Here is an 18,343-nt window from a genome sequence, read left to right as displayed (position 1 = left end):
GAATCAATAAAATGGATAAGAAAAAGGCAAGGTTGTATCTGAACATTAACGCGCACTTCACAGTAGATTGACAAGTCTCTAGGCGGATTGCCATAGATTTGACGTCACTAATTTGGCTTTTCGCCTTCTAGGGACATGCGCAACATACAGTTCAAACATCCAGAACAATTAACATCTATAAAAAACAATTTACAGCCGATGTTAAATGGCAGCCAAATGTCTAAATTAAAATTCGATTCAATCGAGACAATGATCAAAGGGTAAGTGTTTATAATGAGTGAATTTTCACAGTTGCTACGTAGCTTAAGAAAGGAACTTGAATTTACGCAAAAAGAATTTGCAACCTACCTAAACCACTTAGATGATGACTTTAATTCTATCGACGTGGTGACAATAAATCGCTGGGAAAACAACAAGGTAAAACCAACCACTTATAAAGCTCTGAAAATCCTGCAGTACTTTGGTGTTGATCTATACGACACAGTAAAAAGCTTTAATACTAAGCCAAAAGACACTCTAATTGATGGTTTTTTAAGCGAAGCTTTTGAATCATTTCAAAGTAGAATCTCGGCTGTTCAGGGGCTAAAAAAGCAATCAAACAGTGACTATTTTAAGTCACAACCTTTGATGTCAGAGCCCAGAGATATTGGTGTACTCAAAAGAATCCAACTACTTTCTAGATTCACTAAAGTTGATATTTCACCGCTAAACCTCATCGACCTATTTCTATATTACACAGAGAAAAAGGCTTACGGCCAAAAACTGATTAATATCGATGGTGATATAGTTAGCCACAATTTGGGTTTTTTCTTCGAAGAGCGTAAGTTTGATACCTTTAAGGCTAATGAATTAGATCTTAGAATCGCTTGCCCTCTGGATTCAAACAAAAACCTGAACTATTTGAATGTAAGCTCACACTCAGAAACAAAATATCATGCTATTGAAAATATAATTTCAGATATAAAACTGTTATCTCAGAGCAGTAACATAAAAACATACTCTGTTTTAGTAAAAGATCCAAATGCGATAAAATTATTCAAGAAAATTGGCTTTGAAGTATTCAGCTTTTCAAAGCCATCGCCTGAAAAATCTAATATTATATTTAAACGAAAATACTATTATTATTGTATAATGAGCATAGATAAAATAGATTTTCTCACTAATCGACACGTAAGATCATTAATCAAAGATGAGCTCCCTACTATGAAAGCATTTCCACTTTTACTGAAAGAGGTAAGAAAGGAACTGAAACTGACGCAGAAAAATTTTGCGGCATACATAAATCAACTAGATGATGAGTTTAATTCTGTCGATGTGGTCACTATCAATCGGTGGGAAAACAATAAAGTAAGGCCTAGCAACTACAAAGCGTTGAAACTATTAGATTGCCTCAACGTAGACCTCTACGCCACATTACAATCTTTTGATTCAGAGGAAGGTGATGATGGATCCTTGCTTGATGACTTTCTAATTGAACGCTTCTTCTCTTTTCAGAGCCGAATAGCCTCTGTAGCGAAGGCTGAAGGAAGTAAAGAAAATGACAGTTTTGATATTCAACCGTTAATGACAGACCAAAATGACAAAAAAGTGGTCGATAGAATCAAGCTCATCTCTCAATACACAAAAGTTGATCCATCAGCTCTGGACACCATTGATCTATATCTTTATTACCTAGAGAAAAAAGCTCACGGTAGAAAAATGGTCAACGAAAATGGCGATATAGTCAGTCATAGCCTTGGATTCTTTTTTAACCAAGACTTATTCGACGAACACCAGACAGAAGTATTGTCGGTTAAGCAGGCCTGTTCTCTAGATTCCAATCAGAATTTGAATTACCTAGTGGTGAGTTCACATTCAGAAAAGCAAGAACACTCCATAGCCAATATTCTTTCAGATATGAAGCTTCTCGCGAGGAACAATAAAATAAAAAAATTCTCGATGTTGATAAAAAACCCGAATGCATTAGATTTGATGAAGAGTATTGGATTTGAAATTTACAAATTTTCCGAACCAACGGAAGAAATATCAAACATTACATTTAAGAACAAATCATATCGATATTGCATCATGACGATTGATAAAATCGATCTGCTTAGTAATAAGCATGTTATATCATTCATTAATAAGTATGGTTGATTTTACATAAGCACTAATTATAAAAAAGCCACCGTATAAATGGTGGCTTTTTATTAACTTATATAAACATTTACCTATCTTGAATCGAAAGATAGGTAATATATGCAATCACGCCATCGGCATCAGTTGAAGAAGCTCCCCCTGAGAAACCCAAGTAATAAAATTTATTCATATCAATAGGTGTTGATTCCAAAGTCACATCAACTGAGCGTACCCAATTTTCTCTATTACTATCTAATGTATAATAAATTCGAATACGGCCTTCATCATTTACGATTCTATAATGAACGACACGTTCACTATGATGAGGCTGATCACCTTCGGCGATCTTTCCATCGCTTGTTGAGACCGTAATGTTGTTATAGTAATAGCCGAAAGCGAATTTTAAATAACGATTATCACCAGCAGGTACTCCAGCAGTGCCAACACTATTATTGGCCCCCCAACTGCATGAACCATATATTTCTTCATCACACCAAGAGTTAACATCTGGAGCTACGGAACTTACTTGCTGTAGCACGACATTAACAGCGCCAGCATTAGCTTTTGTAGCTTTTGTTCGGTCTACAGTAAAGACAATGTTAAACGAAGACCCCATGAAATTATTTCGAGATATAGATGTTATATATTGGTCATGCTCACCTAAACTTATCATTGTTCCTTCACTGCTAATAATCGGCTCATACATGTCTAGCTCTTTGGCACCCAGCACTTTAGAAATATTCCAATCATCAGGTTCTGTTGGATCATAGCCACCAATTTCTAGTGTAACAGGCACAAAATTAGGACTTTCACCGTGCTGAGCCATGACTTTATCTTCATAGCCGCCTGTAAACTCAAAAATCACAGTCGCAACGCCATCACTATTAGTTTCAGAAGAATATTCTGTTTGATCATTCTGAACTCCAAACCCGCCATTACCTTTAGTTCCCCAAAAAACAACGTCCTGATAAGGCGCAGGATTACCATCTGGGTCTAATAATATCGCAGAGATGAACCGAGTTGTACTGCGTCCATCCCCGGTATCATCGCTCGTCATATCAGCAACTGTAAAATCTTGAACCTTACCGTCCAAGTACACACATGTTGCATAACCTGAACCAGAAGAAGTATCGCCATTACTATAAGCACCATTCACCAAACTAACCAAGGATGCCTCATTGCTTAAAGTTTTATCAACGGTCCAATAAGGAGTAGATGTAGGCCAATTGTGATTCGCATATGGAAATTCAGTAGCTAGCGCTTCCAATTCCCGCGTTAACGGCAAGCGACCACTACGGTGCTCACAATAGGATTTTGCTTGTTCCCAGTTCATTTGCACTATCTGCGCATGTTTTGGGCCTTGAGAGCCATCTTCAACATTTACATTGATATAATCTTCGTTGGCGTAATCCGCCATGGCTTTTGACATTGGCGCTGAAAATGTAGCATCACCATTAATCACATCATCGAACACCGTAATATCTTCCCAATCTTGCACAAGACTAAAGTCAGGTTCTACTTCGATATAAACTTGACCAACAGCATAGCCTCCACGCCCGTCTGTCGCTGTATAAGCGACCTCATGTGGTCCCGCTTCTGACGATTGGAACGTAAAAGTATGCTCTGTTACTGAAGTGATTTCCGTTTCTGCGTTATAAGCGCGCACAGAATCCAAAATCACACTATCTTCAGCGTCTGATACATAGTCTGTTAAATCGATTTCAACCAACATATCTTTGGCAAGCTTACCTTCTCGAATATAGTCATTCGCAACTGGTGGTGTATTTCGAGTATCAGAAACGGCTACGTCAATATTCCCAAGCTTAGTTGACGATCCATCACTCATTGAGTACATAATTCGTGTCACACCAGTGTCTGTTGGCGTGTATATAACCCTATTGTTTAACGAGTCGACTTCAACTGAACCAGCGCCTAACAAAGTCACCTCTTCAGAAACCATATATGTCGACGTATCTAGTTCACTCTCTAGCTCCTCAGACAAGTCAATAGTGACTGTAGAATCAAGGTTAGTCGTTTCTGATAAGTTTGGCAGCGTATTATTTTCTGCCGTTTCGGAAACAGATACTCTTGCTAGCGATGAAGTTTTCCCAACGTAAACTTCTTGCTCGACTGGCTCTATGGTGTACTCAAATTGGCACTCGCCAACCTGACTAGACAAGGTTGTAAACGACATACCTTCGACTAGAGTTACTTCGCAGACATTCCCATGACTAACTTGCTCTACTGACGTTAAACGGAAGTCAATATCTGAATCTACCTTTACAATCGTTTGAGACTCAATATCAACTAGCGCTTTTGATTGAATAGCTGAAGCTTCAATAGACACCTCTGATGGCGAAGTGGGCTGTATCGGCTTAGAATCTAGAGTCAGAATCACCAGATCCACCACCACAAGCTGTCAGCGCTGAAATACTTAAAGCTATCACACTTAAATTTAGAACTTTCATAGTCATTCTTAATACGCTGCCATATCGAGTTCAGTTATTCGGTAATTCTTGGATGGGTCGGAATTTTTGCCCCCAATAGAAAGCCAATAAGGTTGTGATAAATCGACATCGCCTGATATATCAAAGTGACCTGATTCTTGTGCAGGCCTCTGATCTGTGGTCGACGTGTAAACGTAAACTCTTTGGTCACGTTTATCGAACCAATAGAAACGGTCAGAATCACGCAAGTTCATACTTTGTGAGCTAGAGACCTGTCCCCCTTCAAATAATGAAACAGACATGGATCCATACAAATTTACATTCAAACCAAACGCTGATGGCTCATTTTCGGGGTATGGTCTGGTATTCCCTGTGTCAATAACCCCATCTTGTTGCCATGTCGTTTGATCGGTTCCTAATTGTTGAATAAGCACTGAAAACTCCCCCCTTGACGAGGTGCTATCGCTCTGAACTCTAAATCGAATCACGAAGTTGTCACCAAGAAACGGCATTTTATATATATGGAATAACTTGCTATACCCAACATCCGGCATAAGCATTAAACCAGCAGCATCAGCACGGTAAATGTCTTGACTCCAATATTCGTTACTATCCCAAAGAGAAGGGTCAGTCACATCTATCGCCAACGCATCCTCAGCAGGTATGAACGGGTATAATTCGTCATGCGAACTGACACGTACCGCAAGTACTTCTTTACTGAACGAAATATCAAAATAGGCATCTTCCAACAAACCAACTTCATTCACGTTTGTTGTAGTCATTGGTTCTCGATTTAAAAACACACCTCGTTCATTGATAGATTCGAGCTCGACGTCCGCAAAAGGGGCAACATTACCGTCAGGGTCATTTACCTGAACCTCATATTCATAGCGATTCGACACCCTTTCACCTTCAATCAGCTTCGTCGAAAAATCACTCACGCTCGGGTTACTTAAATCAACACATGTCGTGTACATAGCAACAGTTTTTGATTGATTGCCAATTGAGCCATCATTTAAGTGAACAGTGGCAGCATTTGTTTCACTGACATTATCCGCTGTCCAATACTTCTTACTTGTAGGCCAATTGTGGTTGGTGAATGCACTTGTTTCGTTGGTGACGAGCGTTTCAAGTTCTCGTTGTAGAGGCAGACGACCGCCTCGCACTTTGCAGTATTGGCGCGCTTGGCTAAGGGTTTGAGTGGTAATTTCAGAGTCTTTCAAACCTTGTGTGCCATTCTCGACATACGTGCCTGTATAAGGGGTATTGACGTAGTCCGCATACACTTTTGTCATTGGCGCGAAAAAGCGGATGTCTGAACTGATCACAGGATCATGAGTGACAATATCTTCCCAATCCTGAATCAACGAGAAATCTGGTTCGACTTCGATACGCGCCACTCCAGTGGTGTAGCCACCCATGTGGTCGCTTACGGTGTACGCCACATCGTGCGGACCAGGTTGTGTAGACGAGAACTCAAACTTGGTGTTGGAGATACTAGCTGGATCGTAAAGTGATGTTGTTGAATTGAAGTCCTGCACGCCGACCAGCTGTACATCATCGAAATCCACATCTGAGATATAATTGGTTACATCCACCACAATGTTTTCACCCAATAACGCTAAATCACTAAAGGCGAAATCTTCCGCTGTGGGTGCGGTATTGTAAGTATCTTCTGAAGTCGCAATTGACAGTGAGCCCTGTTGAATCGACTCACCGTTTTGGTAGCTGTAATACACCTCAGTTTGACCTTTGGCCGTTGGCGTAAATTCAATCTGATGTTCGCCAGAGACGCGAGCTGTACCTGAACCTAGGCTAATAACACTGTCCTGCAGGGTGAAGTCATCACTCGGTAACGATGAACCTAGCTCGCTCTCTAGATCAACAACAATCACCTGTGATTCGATAGTTGATGCTGTAATACGAGGAAGTGTGGTAGAAGCATAACTCTGCCCCATCGCAACACGAGCGTATGAGGTTGCCATTGAGGTGCGGGCAGCAGTCGTTACTTCATACTCGAACAAACAGTCGTTAACGTCAGACGAATAGACATTGAAACTACCTTCACTAATACCTTGAACTTGGCAAGTATCACCAAATAGAGAGCGGGCGCTGGTTACAACAAAGCCTTGGTTATTCGATGTATGAACATGCTCAGTAAGGTCGATCGCGAAGCTTTGTTCTACTAGCGAGTTATCTTGAATATCTTGCGCACTAATAGAGGCTGATTCTGTTGGAGATGCCATAATACCTTGCTCTCCATCGGAGTTAGACTCACTACCACAGCCTGTTAGCAAAACCGCTAAACTGACTGAAGTAAACACATTTAGTGTTGAATTCCGTTTCAACAAATCACTGTTGAATAGGTACATTAAAAGCACTCTGATTAATGAAGTAGAGCTGTATTGTGGACTTTGTCTCACTTCTACTCCATTAAATAGCTATGATTCATTATTAAAAATTAAACCATTGAAAATTAAGACTATTAATTAAAAATTCATTTCCTTTCAAACATCTAAATTTTTCTAAACCTCGGTATTAAACTTGAGAAAGACTGTTTAATAAACATTCAATCACATTTAGTTCATTCCCTCGTTGTCCCAAACCATACTTCGCACTCTCTCATCAACAGCGAGTCACACATCATGTACAGCACTGAAATTGAAAATGTCTATGCGCTGGCGTTTGAACATCAACACTCCTTCGAAGCTCTAGAACTTTTACAACCTATGGTTGAACATTCAAGAGAAACCTTTGAGCATACAATTCGAGTTTGTTCATTGTCATACGAATTTGGAAAACACCTTGGACTCGCTCCACAACAGCTGGAGCTTATTTTTGATGCTGCGTTAGTTCATGATTTAGGTAAGCTAAAAACACCACCCGCAATCTTACATAAATCAGGGAAACTGACACCGTTAGAACGTCAAGTAATGAACCAACACGTTCAATGTTCTTACTTCATGACACAAGACATACCACACCTAGAATACGCCTCTATTTTAGGTTCGTTACATCATGAACGATGGGATGGGAACGGCTACCCCTTGCGGCTGAAAGGTGACGAGATACCTTTTGAAGCACAAATAATTGCAATTGCAGATACATGGGATGCGATGACATCGACACGATCTTATCGAGAAGGGATGCCAATTAAAAAGGCATTGAGAATTTTGTTTTCTGAACGTCAGAAGGGGCAATTTAATCCAATGTTGCTCGACAAATTTATTACTTTTATCACAACGCGTTGATCAGACCATGATTAATATACTGAGGATCATACTCAAACCTCTGAGATGTTTATATGAAAATGTTACACAGTTAAGCCTTCAAAAAGAGCGCCTTGGTACACTATGGAGCGCTTCAATCTACAAGCGTAATTTATCGTTCTTAATCGTGCCGATACGATTAAATTTATCAGCACAGAAAACAGAATCCCTCGTTAACGTACCTCAGTTTGGATATAGAGTAGCGCTTCATCAAGACCCTCACCCAAGGCTTGGACCAACGCTTCATAGCCATCCGCTTTTAAGGGAACCTTGATGTCGAAGGTGCTTCGTGAGATTTCAGTATCATCTTCCCCCATTAACACCCAAGTTCCTTTCACTTCAGCATTACCGGTATAAGAACCATTGAACTGCTCAAAGGTAATCGTCAACTCTTTGTCTACCGCTTCCTTCGCATTGGAACTGTTGACCCTCTCTTCGAGCAACCCTTCAAGGTTCTCGGCCCAAACATGTTTACGGGCAGACACCAATTCATTTTCAGACTTACGATAAGCTATTCCTATCGTGTCGAGGTAATCAGGCAGTTCTACCCTTGTTTTTACCTTAAAGATGGGCTTATCCAGCGTACTTTCAGGCAAGAGATAGGAGTTAGTGCCATCAGTAGGAGTCGCACATCCCAAGAGTCCGACCGACATAACCAGTGATATAAATAGCTTTCTCATTACTCCACTCCCTTAACTGGAATCGGGTCTTCTTCCACATCGCTGCCAAACACCAACGCATTCGGTTTATCATTCAATATTTTGATCAATGAGCGAAGCTCTTTAAGCACATGTTCTAACTCTTCAGATGCACTGATCAATTGCTTGTAAGCGTCAGAATCATCATCGTAACTTTCTAATGTCGCCTCTAGTTGCTTCATGGTTTCACTGAGATCTTGAGGTAATGCTTTTGCGCCCTCGCTATCGAGTAATTCATCCATACTCTTCAAGGTGGTGTCTAAAGAGGCAAGCGAGCCATTTAAGTTAGTAACAGTCGCATCCAGCGGAAGCTCGTTAATCTTGGTTAGAAAATCGGTGATCTGCTTCTGAATCTCGGTGAAACCACCTGGCACGACGGGGAATACAGGATAGCCATCAAATTCTGTCGGCTCGTACGGAGCTTCATCTTCATAAAAATTAATATCGACAAACAACGCGCCCGTGAGCAAGTTACCTGTTTTCAACGTCGCCCTGAGCCCCTCTCCCATTTGAAGAACGACTCGTTTAGCAAAGCTATCCGCGTTCAATCCTTTAAACACTTCGGAAACACGCTCGATTTCGAGCTTAATTAGGATTGGAATACGATTCGACACCTTGCCATCTTTATCCATACTAATCTGTAGCGGCACCGTATCCACCGTACCAATCCGGACACCACGATACTCGACTGGTGCACCTTTCCTTAAACCTCGAACCGACTCTTCAAACAACAATACGTAGTCAATTGAAGTGGTGTATTTGCCTTGCAATACCGCATCGTAGTTATCGTAAAGCGTATACTCGTGTAGGTTTTCTTTGATCTGTAACCCCGGTTTAATGCTCTCTGCGACATCAAAGCTCACACCGCCAGTCAATATACTTTCTATCGATGCGAAGTTGACGTCTAAGCCATTCGCACCAAACTTCACATCAATTCCGGAAGATAACCAAAACTGAGTCTTTTCGAAAATCAATCCATCGTAAGGAGCAAAAATAAACAATTGGTATTTGCCCTCTTTCTTTTGATAATCGAAACTCGTTTTTTCAACACGGCCAACAACAAAACCATGGTGTAATACAGGCTCACCAACATTGAGTTGATTCGCCTTGTTGTGTGAAACCACCACTCGTATACCTTTGGTATCTGGCCCTGCCACCGGAGGCGTTTCTAGCACATCAAACTTCGATTGAGACTCTCTCGATTTACCCGGCTTCAACTCGATGTATGACCCGGATAAAATGGTCTCTAACCCACTAATACCATCGGTACCGACATGGGGCTCAACCACCCAGAATTGAGTTTCTGTATTAATCATGCGGGTGGCTTTCTTGTCTATCTGAGCTTTCGCTATGATGTATTCATAGTTTTCACTTAGCGCTACATCGGTGATGGTTCCCACGTGGACATTTTTAGACTTAATCGCTGTTTTTCCCGCTTCAATGCCCGAGGCATCCGGTAAGATCAACGTTATCTCCGGCCCACGATTATTGAAGTACTGAAACAACATCCAGCACCCAACCAATACCGCGATAATCGGCACAATCCAAACGGGTGAAATCTCACTTTTTTTGGCTACTTCTGCATCTGAAACGTTTTGTCTATCCATATTTCCCACACCTCTTAGGGGAGATTACTTCCATATAATTCGAGAATCGAAAATCATCGCTGACAACATGGTAAAGATGACTACCGACGCGAAAGACAACGCTGCTGGCCCCGGGTAAATAGCCATGACCCCGTCGAGTTGAACCAACGCGACCAAGATAGCGACAACGAAAATATCTATCATCGACCAACGGCCAATGAACTCAGTGACACGGTATATTTTGAGGAAACGATTTGCCTCATGCGGTGGAAGCCCTTCAACCCTTTTGGCGTTCCAATACAAATAAGCTAAGGCGACCATTTTGGCCATTGGAATAAACACACTCGCAAGAAGAATGACCATAGCGACAGGGTATGAGCCCATATTCCACAATATGATCACCCCCTCGATGATGGTTGAACCTTCACTCGTTCCGAACGCAGACGTATACATCATTGGGTATAGATTTGCTGGGATATAGAAAATGATGGCTGTGAACAGTAGAGCCCATACTATCTGAAGGTTTTTGGTTGGATTAAATCGATGCAGATGAACATGACAACGAGAACATTGAGTTAAGTTGTCATCATATAGGTGGACTTGCCCGCAAACATGACAGACCAAATGATCATGCTGTTGAAAAAGGCCACCAGCGGTGTCGCTATTCAAAGCTTTGAGTGGTATTAACTTATCCCAAATCCAATCAAAATCGACTAATGACATTGTCTTAACCACTAACATGGCGTAGATAGCAAATGCCCAAAAAGAGATGCCCATAGAGACATCGGCTAGAGCGGAAATTTTAATTAAACTGACGAGAACACCAATCAAAAATACATCCACCATCAACCACGGTTTCACCCAACTCAATGTTTTTAATACAAAGATAGCCAAACGGCTCGGCTCGTAAGCGTGTTTTGATTTCCTTTCTGTTAATGCATAAAACCAGATAACACTAATAAGAAAATAAGCAGGAAGGAAAATAACCGCGAGAAACAATAGCGCGGCAATCGAAGTATTATCGAGGCGGTTCATCATTTCGACGGCTTGATACAAGGTTATTTGTTGACTGATACCTTGCACACTAAAAGACATATAAGGGAAGATCAGGCTCATCACCAGCGTAATTAAACTGGCCGATGCGTAAGCCATCACACCCTGCCCTTTACTTGCTCCAATACTGCATAAAGTATGTTTACAGCGAGGGCACGATGCCTCACTTCCCGGAGCTAATTCGTGGAACTGGCTGACTAACCCACACTCGATGCATGATTTGGTACAAAGATCAGACAATAATTAAACCTCTTAGCATTTGATAAGCAACTAGACACTAAGATTAACTATAAGTAAGGGTTTGATTTTTCGCCAATATCTACACAATTAAACGAACACGATAGGGTAGAAATGAGAGATAGAAAGGAGATGACTGCTTAGCCATCCCTTTAGAGTAGTCGGGGTATTCAGATGAAAGCCTCACACCAATTAAACAAAACTCTGTTTCAACTTCTCTTCCAACGCTTGAATACAAAGTTTAATGGCGATAGGTGTGTTCGAAGCAAATGGGTTCAACGCATAAACGGTGTTAGTGGGTAATTGAAAACTTGGCATGATGTCGACCACCTCATCGGATAGCTGATGAAGGTAGAAGTCTGGAATCACACCAATGCCAACGCCTGATTTGATTAAGGCAAGGCAGCTGTGAAATGAGTTAGTGGTACAACTGGCTTGCTGTTGGTAGACAAAGTCTTGTTCGCTTTGAGAACTAAAGTGATGAGTCACTTGTTTTCCTTGCCATGAGTTAGCGATATAAGGGATAGATTCAAGCTCTCTATCTCGCATGCCTTCGACGCCACACAACACGTCTTTAAACTCGCCCAAGCGTTTCTGCTTTAGGTTACTGTCACGAGAACTGCCCACTCGTACTGCGAGATCAATATCGTGCTCCATGAAATCTAAGTGCTGATCATCGCTGATCAGCTCTGGTTTTAACTTCGGGTATTGCTTCATCAAGTCTGCAACAACAGGCGCGACCAATAAATCCATCAACGCATTCGGAGCAGTAATTCGAATTCGACCTTGTGGCTCTTCTAGCTCAGCTTTGGCCATATCCCAAGCCGAGTCAGCAATCACGTTAATGTCTTTGCAACTCAAATAAAAACGTTCACCCATACTAGTCAGAGTTTGTCTGCGTGTTGTGCGCTTGAGAAGTGAAGCCCCTAGCTCTTGTTCCAGAATTTTGAGGTGCTGACTGACGACGGACTTAGACAACTCAAGCTTTTCAGCCGCAGCTGATACTGAACCCTGCTCTACGATGTGAGCGAAAATCGACATCTGCTTTAGCTTACTCATTCCATTGTTCTCTTTTTACATACAGTATTTTCTATTATCTCTGTTTTTCAATTTAATTTCCAAGACTAAACTTAATCCAACTTATCGAGACACCCAAATCAAAGACGCAGTGTTTGAAAGAAGACTGCTATGGAGAAAAGCAATGTTAAACAACCAAGTATTAGAAGCATGTAAGCAAGGCATTAACACATGGCAGAAAGCATTCAACAGCCAAGATGCAAAAGGTTGTGCAGATCAGTACACTGAAACGTGTGTGATGGAAGCTCGTCCATTTGGTACCTTTGAAGGTCGTGAAGCGATTCAAGCATTTTGGCAAAACATCATCGACCAAGGCTTCAAAGACGTCGACTACACTGATGTTAAGTGGGAAGAACACCCAGAAGGCGGCTATATTCTGACGGCCAGCTGGACAATGAACAAAGCGTTTGGTGTTGTGCATCGTGAACACTGGGCTTTAGAAGCCGATGGCTGCGCTCGTCTAGTAAGTGACGATTTTGAAGTTCAAGGCGAACGCTAGAGCTAGAAGCTCAAGAATAGAAACAGAAAACAAAAAGCCAGCAATCCAAATGGACTGCTGGCTTTTTTAATGTTCACTCTTGTCGTCTTATCACTTCATTTGAAAGCAACTTAGTAGATCTACACAATCACTAAACACACTCATAGTATCCAATTAAAGTGTTAGGCTAGCTAGACCAAGTGTGAGTGACCGTTATAGTGAAGCTTGCTTTGCTTCTGCAATCCAAGCATCAAACGTATTTTGGTTCGCTTTAATCCAACCGTTAACGTGTGCTTCGATATCCGCAGAGCTGTTTTTACCTTTGCTCATCATCATGTTCTGAGCACTTACATCATTGATGTTAAGTTTGATGATTTCGAAAAGCTTCGCTGCTGACGGGTTGTTCTTGGCAAACTCTTTGTTAGCAATAATGCGCATTGAGTTCATTTCGAAGCCGTAGTTTTTACCATTAGACAAAGTAGTATCAACATTCGCACGCTCACCAGGTAGTGAAGAGAACGGAACTTCTAGCCATACTACGTCTTCGTTAGGCACCAATACGCCACTCACCCAGTAAGGTGTCCACGTGTAGTAAAGGATTGATTCACCTTTCTGGTAACGTGAAATTGTGTCGGCAATGATCGCCGCATAGTTACCTTGATTATGAGTTACCGTATCGTCCAGTTTGAATGCCGATAGTTGGTGTTCGATAACCATTTCACAGCCCCAACCTGGGTTACAGCCTGTTAGGTCTGCTTTGCCATCACCGTCTGCATCAAACAGCTTCGCAATTTTTGGATCGGTTAACTGACCAATATTAGTGATGTTGTACTTTTCTGCCGTTTTCTTATCAATTAGGTAACCTTGAGCGGCACCACTAACATACTGACCTTCGCGGTAGAATTTGTCATCGCCACCTGCCATTTTGTATTTATCAGCGTGTAATGGGAACCAACCTACGGTTAGGAACGTTGCATCACCTTTTGCAATTGAGGTGTAAGCTACGTTGTAGTCCACTTCTTGTGTTGATTTCACGTCGTAGCCAAGCTCTTCTAGAGCACGGTTAACAATCAGTGTTTGGAACGTTTCTTCAGCAACTGAAGATTGAACAGGCTGAACTGATACACCTTCACCTGGCAAACTTGCTGCCCACACGTTCGTTGATACAGCCAGTGTCGAAACGATGCTAACGGCTAGTTTGCTCTTCCATGAATTATTCATTGGTGTTTTTCCTTAGTTGTAGTTCTGATTGTTTACCGCGATTTAAAGCTTTTAGCACAAGGGAAACAGGCCCCATGTGATACCAGCGTAATTTTGTATTACCTGCATTTACCCCGAGAACTTGGGTAATGCGGTCAAGTAGGATTGCCAAAATAACAATGCCTAGACCACCAACAGCGGCCAGCCCCATATCTAAACGGCCGATACCTCTCAGTACCATTTGACCTAAACCGCCTACCGCGATCATTGATGCGATAACCACCATAGATAGCGACAACATTAGTGTTTGGTTTACGCCTGCCATGATGGTTGGCAATGCTAATGGCAATTGAATTCGATATAGCATCTGCTTTTTGCTTGCACCGAATGAATGACCCGCTTCGATCAAATCTTCCGGTACCTGCTGAATACCCAGGATGGTTAAACGTACCACTGGCGGCAATGCGAATATGATGGTTACCACGACACCCGGAACGTTACCGATACCAAACAACATTACGATGGGTACGAGATAAACAAAGGCTGGCGTCGTTTGCATGGCATCGAGAATTGGGCGTACAAATTTAGCCGCAGTATTGCTGCGGGCGAGCCATATCCCCATGGGTAAACCAATCAACAGGCAGAAGAAGACCGACGTCATAACCAGTGAAAGTGTGGTCATCGCTTCAGACCAAGCGCCAATCAAACCAATGAACGTCAAAGAGACTGCAGTAGCCACACCAAGCTTCAGATTTGAAAACTGCCATGCGACGAGAAACAAGATGATCAACATGAACGGAGCTGGTGTAGACACCAATGCCGTTTCAAATGAACTCAAAATGAAATCGATAGGCACACGTATTGCCTGAAATAACGGGCGTCCGTGTTCAACTAGCCAATTCAATCCAGACTCAACCCAAGTATCAACAGGCAGAACTGCTTCTGCAAAAGGATTAAGTGGATCAAAAGGAATGGTTTCTACAGTTTCGCTGCTTAGCCAATCTGCCGATGGTGAAGTATCTGCGGCTTGGCCCCAAGGATCACTTGCAGGTTGAGCTGCAGGAGCCGATTGCGACCATGGGTCATTATTTGTTTGTTCCGACGACATGATCTATCCCTTATCCAATGTTTGTAGCAGTCGTGATTTCGTCACAACGCCGAAGTAATTACCCTTATCGTCCACAACAGGTACGGAATAAGGCACGCCACCCACAAGGCCGAGTACATCATTGATTGGTAAATCTGGATTGAGAGTTAAGCCATCATCTAGCTGTGCGCTAACTAATGATTTGTTCTCTTTATGGGCTTTACGAAGGGATTCGATAGACACAATGCCTGAGTAGTGACTGCTCTTCTCAACAACGATGCCGTATTCGCGGTCATTATCCATCAAGATTTGTAGGGCGGACGCTGGGCCGTCATGCTCTGACTTCTTAAATACCGCAGCAGGCTTCTTACGTGCAATGTCTTTCACAGTAAGAACACTTGCTACATTCACGCCACGGAAGAAAGCTTCAACGTAGTCGTTCGCTGGGTTATTTAAGATCTCGTCAGGAGTACCCACTTGAACCACTTCGCCATTTTGCATAATCGCAATTCGATCACCGATACGCATCGCTTCATCCAAATCATGCGAGATGAAAACAATCGTTCGTTTATCGTCATTTTGAAGTCGAATTAGCTCGTCTTGCATTTCAGTACGAATCAAAGGATCGAGCGCAGAAAATGCTTCGTCCATTAACAGAATATCGGGGTCGCAAGCTAGAGCACGAGCCAAACCTACACGCTGCTTCATACCACCAGACAACTCATCTGGGTAAGATTCCGAATACGCGCCAAGACCTACTCGCTCTAACGCTTCAAATGCTGACTGCTTTCGCTTATCGACTTCAACACCCGCTAGCTCAAGACCAAACGCAGCGTTTTCAATTACTGTCATGTGAGGCATCAATGCGAAGTTTTGGAAAACCATAGAGATGTTGTTGCGACGGACTTCGCGGAGTTCATCTTCTGAGATGTGGGCAATGTCTTTGCCTCGAAGAAGCACATTACCTTTGGTAGGTTCAATCAAGCGGTTAAGAAGGCGTACTAGGGTTGATTTGCCAGATCCTGACAGTCCCATTATTACGAAAATCTCGCCTTCTTGAATGCTAAGAGAAACATCGTTAACGCCGATCGTTAAACCTGTTTCTTCGAAAACTTTATCTTTGTTCGCGCCTTCATTAATCATTGTAAAAGCACGGTCGGTGTCTTCACCAAACACCTTGTACAGTCCCTTAACTTCCAGTATGGGATCCATGTAATCTAATCCTTTCTTAGTTATTTAAACTAATAGTTATTTAAACTTTAAAATGGTTATTTAAACCCGAAAAACGATTAGCACTCTAAGCAATTAAACCCTGTAAATCAAGGGGTCTCGTTCTGTAAAAACAGAACGGAACCGGTAAAAAACCAACCAGAACCAAGATTAAACACCAAACAAAAGCTAAGCAAAACACTGATAATAAAGGAATTTAAATCACAAGTAACATCTACGATATTATGTATTACTTACTGATAGATTATTGAATATTTATTTCACATTAGAACAATTAATAGGCTGGATAGACCAAGAATACGTACAAATAGTTCGTGCACAAATAATTCGAATACAAACTAATTAACGACGATTTTGGCGTCACCTCAAAACTGGAGATTAGCTCTCTTGCGAGGGTCAAATACTCCGCAGCCTTTGCTTATACAACACGAAGGGTCTGCACAAAATCAACGAGGAAAAATAGGCATTCAAAGTGATAAGTCAAACGAATAGAGGAGCAAAGAATCACCGCAAAAAAGTAGAAACAACCGGTAAAACAGAACCCAATTAGGCACGGTTAAAATTGATAGAATTATCTTTAATATCCAGAACATAACGCCGACTGTGACGCTTGCTGCAAACTCTTGAATGTCGATTACCTAAGCCAAAAGACAACTTGTAGAGTAGTCATTGCTGAGCCATTATTTATAGAAGAAATGGAGATACTTTCCGCGATAATTAAAGAAAAGGACAAGGCACTCGAATGATAAAAATGTTGGTGTGTGACTTTGATGGGACGCTTGATGGAGGTTCATCTCATGGAGTTAATCAATTATTTGACTACTTAACTGAGCAATCTGATATCCAATTTATCATTGCGACGGGAAGAACTCTACCCTCTATTAGAGTGGGATTGGCGTCGGATAACTACCCGAAACCACACAGTATTATCAGCGATGTGGGCACCAGAATTCACCACGACCACTCCCAAAAGCCGGATCATGTTTGGCATAACCAATTAGAAGCGTCGTGGAACAAATCAAAGGTAGAGTCAGCACTTGCGCCACTCGATTTCATGGGAGAACGCTTAGAGAACCATCAAGGCGACTACAAGATTACCTTTGAAGGAAAACTGTCTAAGCCTCAACACGAGCTGATCGAATCGAGCTTGAAATCACACGGATTGGATGTACACCTCACCTACTCTCACGATTGGTATTTGGACATCACACCGAAGGGTGTCAACAAAGCGACTGCGATTCATCACCTGCTCAAACAACATGATTTGAGCGTTGATGAAGTGTGCGTAGCGGGTGATTCTGCTAACGACACCTCTATGCTAACCATAGAGGGCGTAAACTCGATCTTGGTGGCTAATCATTACCCTGAGGTCGCTCACCTATCGGATAGAGACAACGTGTATACCAGCAGAGCAACACACGCTGAGGGTGTGTTAGAGGGGCTCAAGTACTGGCAACTACGCACGGTTTCTGGCAGTTAAAACTGGCAGTTCTGGGCTTTATTGTCCTTACTTCAGATACTAACTTCGCATCTTTATTTCCAACCAGGAAGCCAATGTTCTTTGTCGGTCAAATCCCGCCAATTGATGGCTTCCTCTCGTTTGGTCATCACCGCTTCTATTAAGCAACGAATCACCTCCCCTTCTTCGAATTCAACCTCAGTAATCATGAAGTGTTTCTCCTTCTTTACTGGGCTAACCGCTGTCCATTTACTACGAAGTAACTTCTTTGGGTTGATCCGATTCATGATCTTATCTCTCGCTGTGATGTCGTTGATTATTATGGGTTGTCTAGCCGACACAGAGTAATAGTCTTTATCGCGAGAAAAGGATCATAAAAAAAGCCAGCGATTAGGCTGGCTTCG

General features: G+C 42.0%; 14 protein-coding genes. 4 read left to right on the top strand and 10 right to left on the bottom strand.

Going from position 1 to position 18,343, the window contains the following annotated elements:
- Nucleotides 1-273 precede the first annotated feature (273 nt).
- Complete coding sequence (locus tag AC3CKG_RS05785; protein ID WP_488528968.1) at nucleotides 274-2,136, top strand: helix-turn-helix domain-containing protein; 1,863 nt, start codon at nucleotides 274-276, stop codon at nucleotides 2,134-2,136.
- 70 nt (nucleotides 2,137-2,206) lie between these two features.
- Here AC3CKG_RS05785 and AC3CKG_RS05780 read toward each other — a convergent pair whose 3' ends face one another.
- Complete coding sequence (locus AC3CKG_RS05780; RefSeq protein WP_488528967.1) at nucleotides 2,207-4,516, bottom strand: adhesion domain-containing protein; 2,310 nt, start codon at nucleotides 4,514-4,516, stop codon at nucleotides 2,207-2,209.
- A gap of 78 nt (nucleotides 4,517-4,594) precedes the next feature.
- Entirely contained in the window at nucleotides 4,595-6,988 is a 2,394-nt protein-coding gene (locus tag AC3CKG_RS05775; protein ID WP_488528966.1) for an adhesion domain-containing protein, read from the bottom strand.
- 222 nt (nucleotides 6,989-7,210) lie between these two features.
- Between AC3CKG_RS05775 and AC3CKG_RS05770 the strand changes: the two genes are divergently transcribed.
- Nucleotides 7,211-7,816 carry an HD-GYP domain-containing protein gene (locus tag AC3CKG_RS05770; protein WP_102327726.1) on the top strand — a complete coding sequence of 202 codons (606 nt, stop codon included), beginning with the start codon at nucleotides 7,211-7,213 and terminating at the stop codon, nucleotides 7,814-7,816.
- A 191-nt stretch (nucleotides 7,817-8,007) separates the two neighbouring features.
- Here AC3CKG_RS05770 and AC3CKG_RS05765 read toward each other — a convergent pair whose 3' ends face one another.
- The 4 genes from AC3CKG_RS05765 to AC3CKG_RS05750 form a co-directional block, all read right to left on the bottom strand.
- Entirely contained in the window at nucleotides 8,008-8,514 is a 507-nt protein-coding gene (locus AC3CKG_RS05765; RefSeq protein ID WP_488528965.1) for a PqiC family protein, read from the bottom strand.
- The gene (gene pqiB, locus AC3CKG_RS05760) at nucleotides 8,514-10,139 is read right to left on the bottom strand and encodes an intermembrane transport protein PqiB (RefSeq protein ID WP_488528964.1); all 1,626 of its coding nucleotides are present in this window, start codon (nucleotides 10,137-10,139) and stop codon (nucleotides 8,514-8,516) included. The genes AC3CKG_RS05765 and pqiB overlap by 1 nt, the downstream gene beginning before the upstream one ends.
- Nucleotides 10,140-10,163: 24 nt before the next feature.
- Complete coding sequence (locus AC3CKG_RS05755) at nucleotides 10,164-11,411, bottom strand: PqiA/YebS family transporter subunit (protein WP_488528963.1); 1,248 nt, start codon at nucleotides 11,409-11,411, stop codon at nucleotides 10,164-10,166.
- A 189-nt stretch (nucleotides 11,412-11,600) separates the two neighbouring features.
- Complete coding sequence (locus AC3CKG_RS05750; protein ID WP_102384148.1) at nucleotides 11,601-12,467, bottom strand: LysR family transcriptional regulator; 867 nt, start codon at nucleotides 12,465-12,467, stop codon at nucleotides 11,601-11,603.
- A 142-nt stretch (nucleotides 12,468-12,609) separates the two neighbouring features.
- Here AC3CKG_RS05750 and AC3CKG_RS05745 point away from each other — a divergent pair, with 142 nt between their 5' ends.
- The gene (locus AC3CKG_RS05745) at nucleotides 12,610-12,984 is read left to right on the top strand and encodes a YybH family protein (protein ID WP_488528962.1); all 375 of its coding nucleotides are present in this window, start codon (nucleotides 12,610-12,612) and stop codon (nucleotides 12,982-12,984) included.
- 192 nt (nucleotides 12,985-13,176) lie between these two features.
- Here the strand turns inward: AC3CKG_RS05745 and proX are convergent, their stop codons facing one another.
- Genes proX through proV form a run of 3 tightly spaced genes read right to left on the bottom strand, consistent with a single transcriptional unit; the run spans nucleotide 13,177 to nucleotide 16,462 of the window.
- The gene (proX, locus tag AC3CKG_RS05740) at nucleotides 13,177-14,184 is read right to left on the bottom strand and encodes a glycine betaine/L-proline ABC transporter substrate-binding protein ProX (RefSeq protein WP_065103796.1); all 1,008 of its coding nucleotides are present in this window, start codon (nucleotides 14,182-14,184) and stop codon (nucleotides 13,177-13,179) included.
- Entirely contained in the window at nucleotides 14,177-15,271 is a 1,095-nt protein-coding gene (proW, locus tag AC3CKG_RS05735) for a glycine betaine/L-proline ABC transporter permease ProW (protein WP_017105706.1), read from the bottom strand. The genes proX and proW overlap by 8 nt, the downstream gene beginning before the upstream one ends.
- A gap of 3 nt (nucleotides 15,272-15,274) precedes the next feature.
- Nucleotides 15,275-16,462 carry a glycine betaine/L-proline ABC transporter ATP-binding protein ProV gene (gene proV / locus AC3CKG_RS05730; RefSeq protein WP_065112212.1) on the bottom strand — a complete coding sequence of 396 codons (1,188 nt, stop codon included), beginning with the start codon at nucleotides 16,460-16,462 and terminating at the stop codon, nucleotides 15,275-15,277.
- A gap of 760 nt (nucleotides 16,463-17,222) precedes the next feature.
- On the opposite strand from proV, the gene AC3CKG_RS05725 reads away from it, so the two are divergent.
- Nucleotides 17,223-17,960, top strand: coding sequence for an HAD-IIB family hydrolase (locus tag AC3CKG_RS05725; RefSeq protein ID WP_488528961.1), 738 nt, complete (start codon nucleotides 17,223-17,225; stop codon nucleotides 17,958-17,960).
- A gap of 53 nt (nucleotides 17,961-18,013) precedes the next feature.
- On the opposite strand, the gene AC3CKG_RS05720 is transcribed toward AC3CKG_RS05725, so the two are convergent.
- Entirely contained in the window at nucleotides 18,014-18,226 is a 213-nt protein-coding gene (locus AC3CKG_RS05720) for a TIGR02450 family Trp-rich protein (RefSeq protein ID WP_372251438.1), read from the bottom strand.
- Between the last annotated feature and the right edge of the window lie 117 nt (nucleotides 18,227-18,343).

Source organism: Vibrio sp. QJM3NY_15 (assembly GCF_057785995.1).
This window is presented reverse-complemented; position numbering and strand designations above follow the sequence as displayed.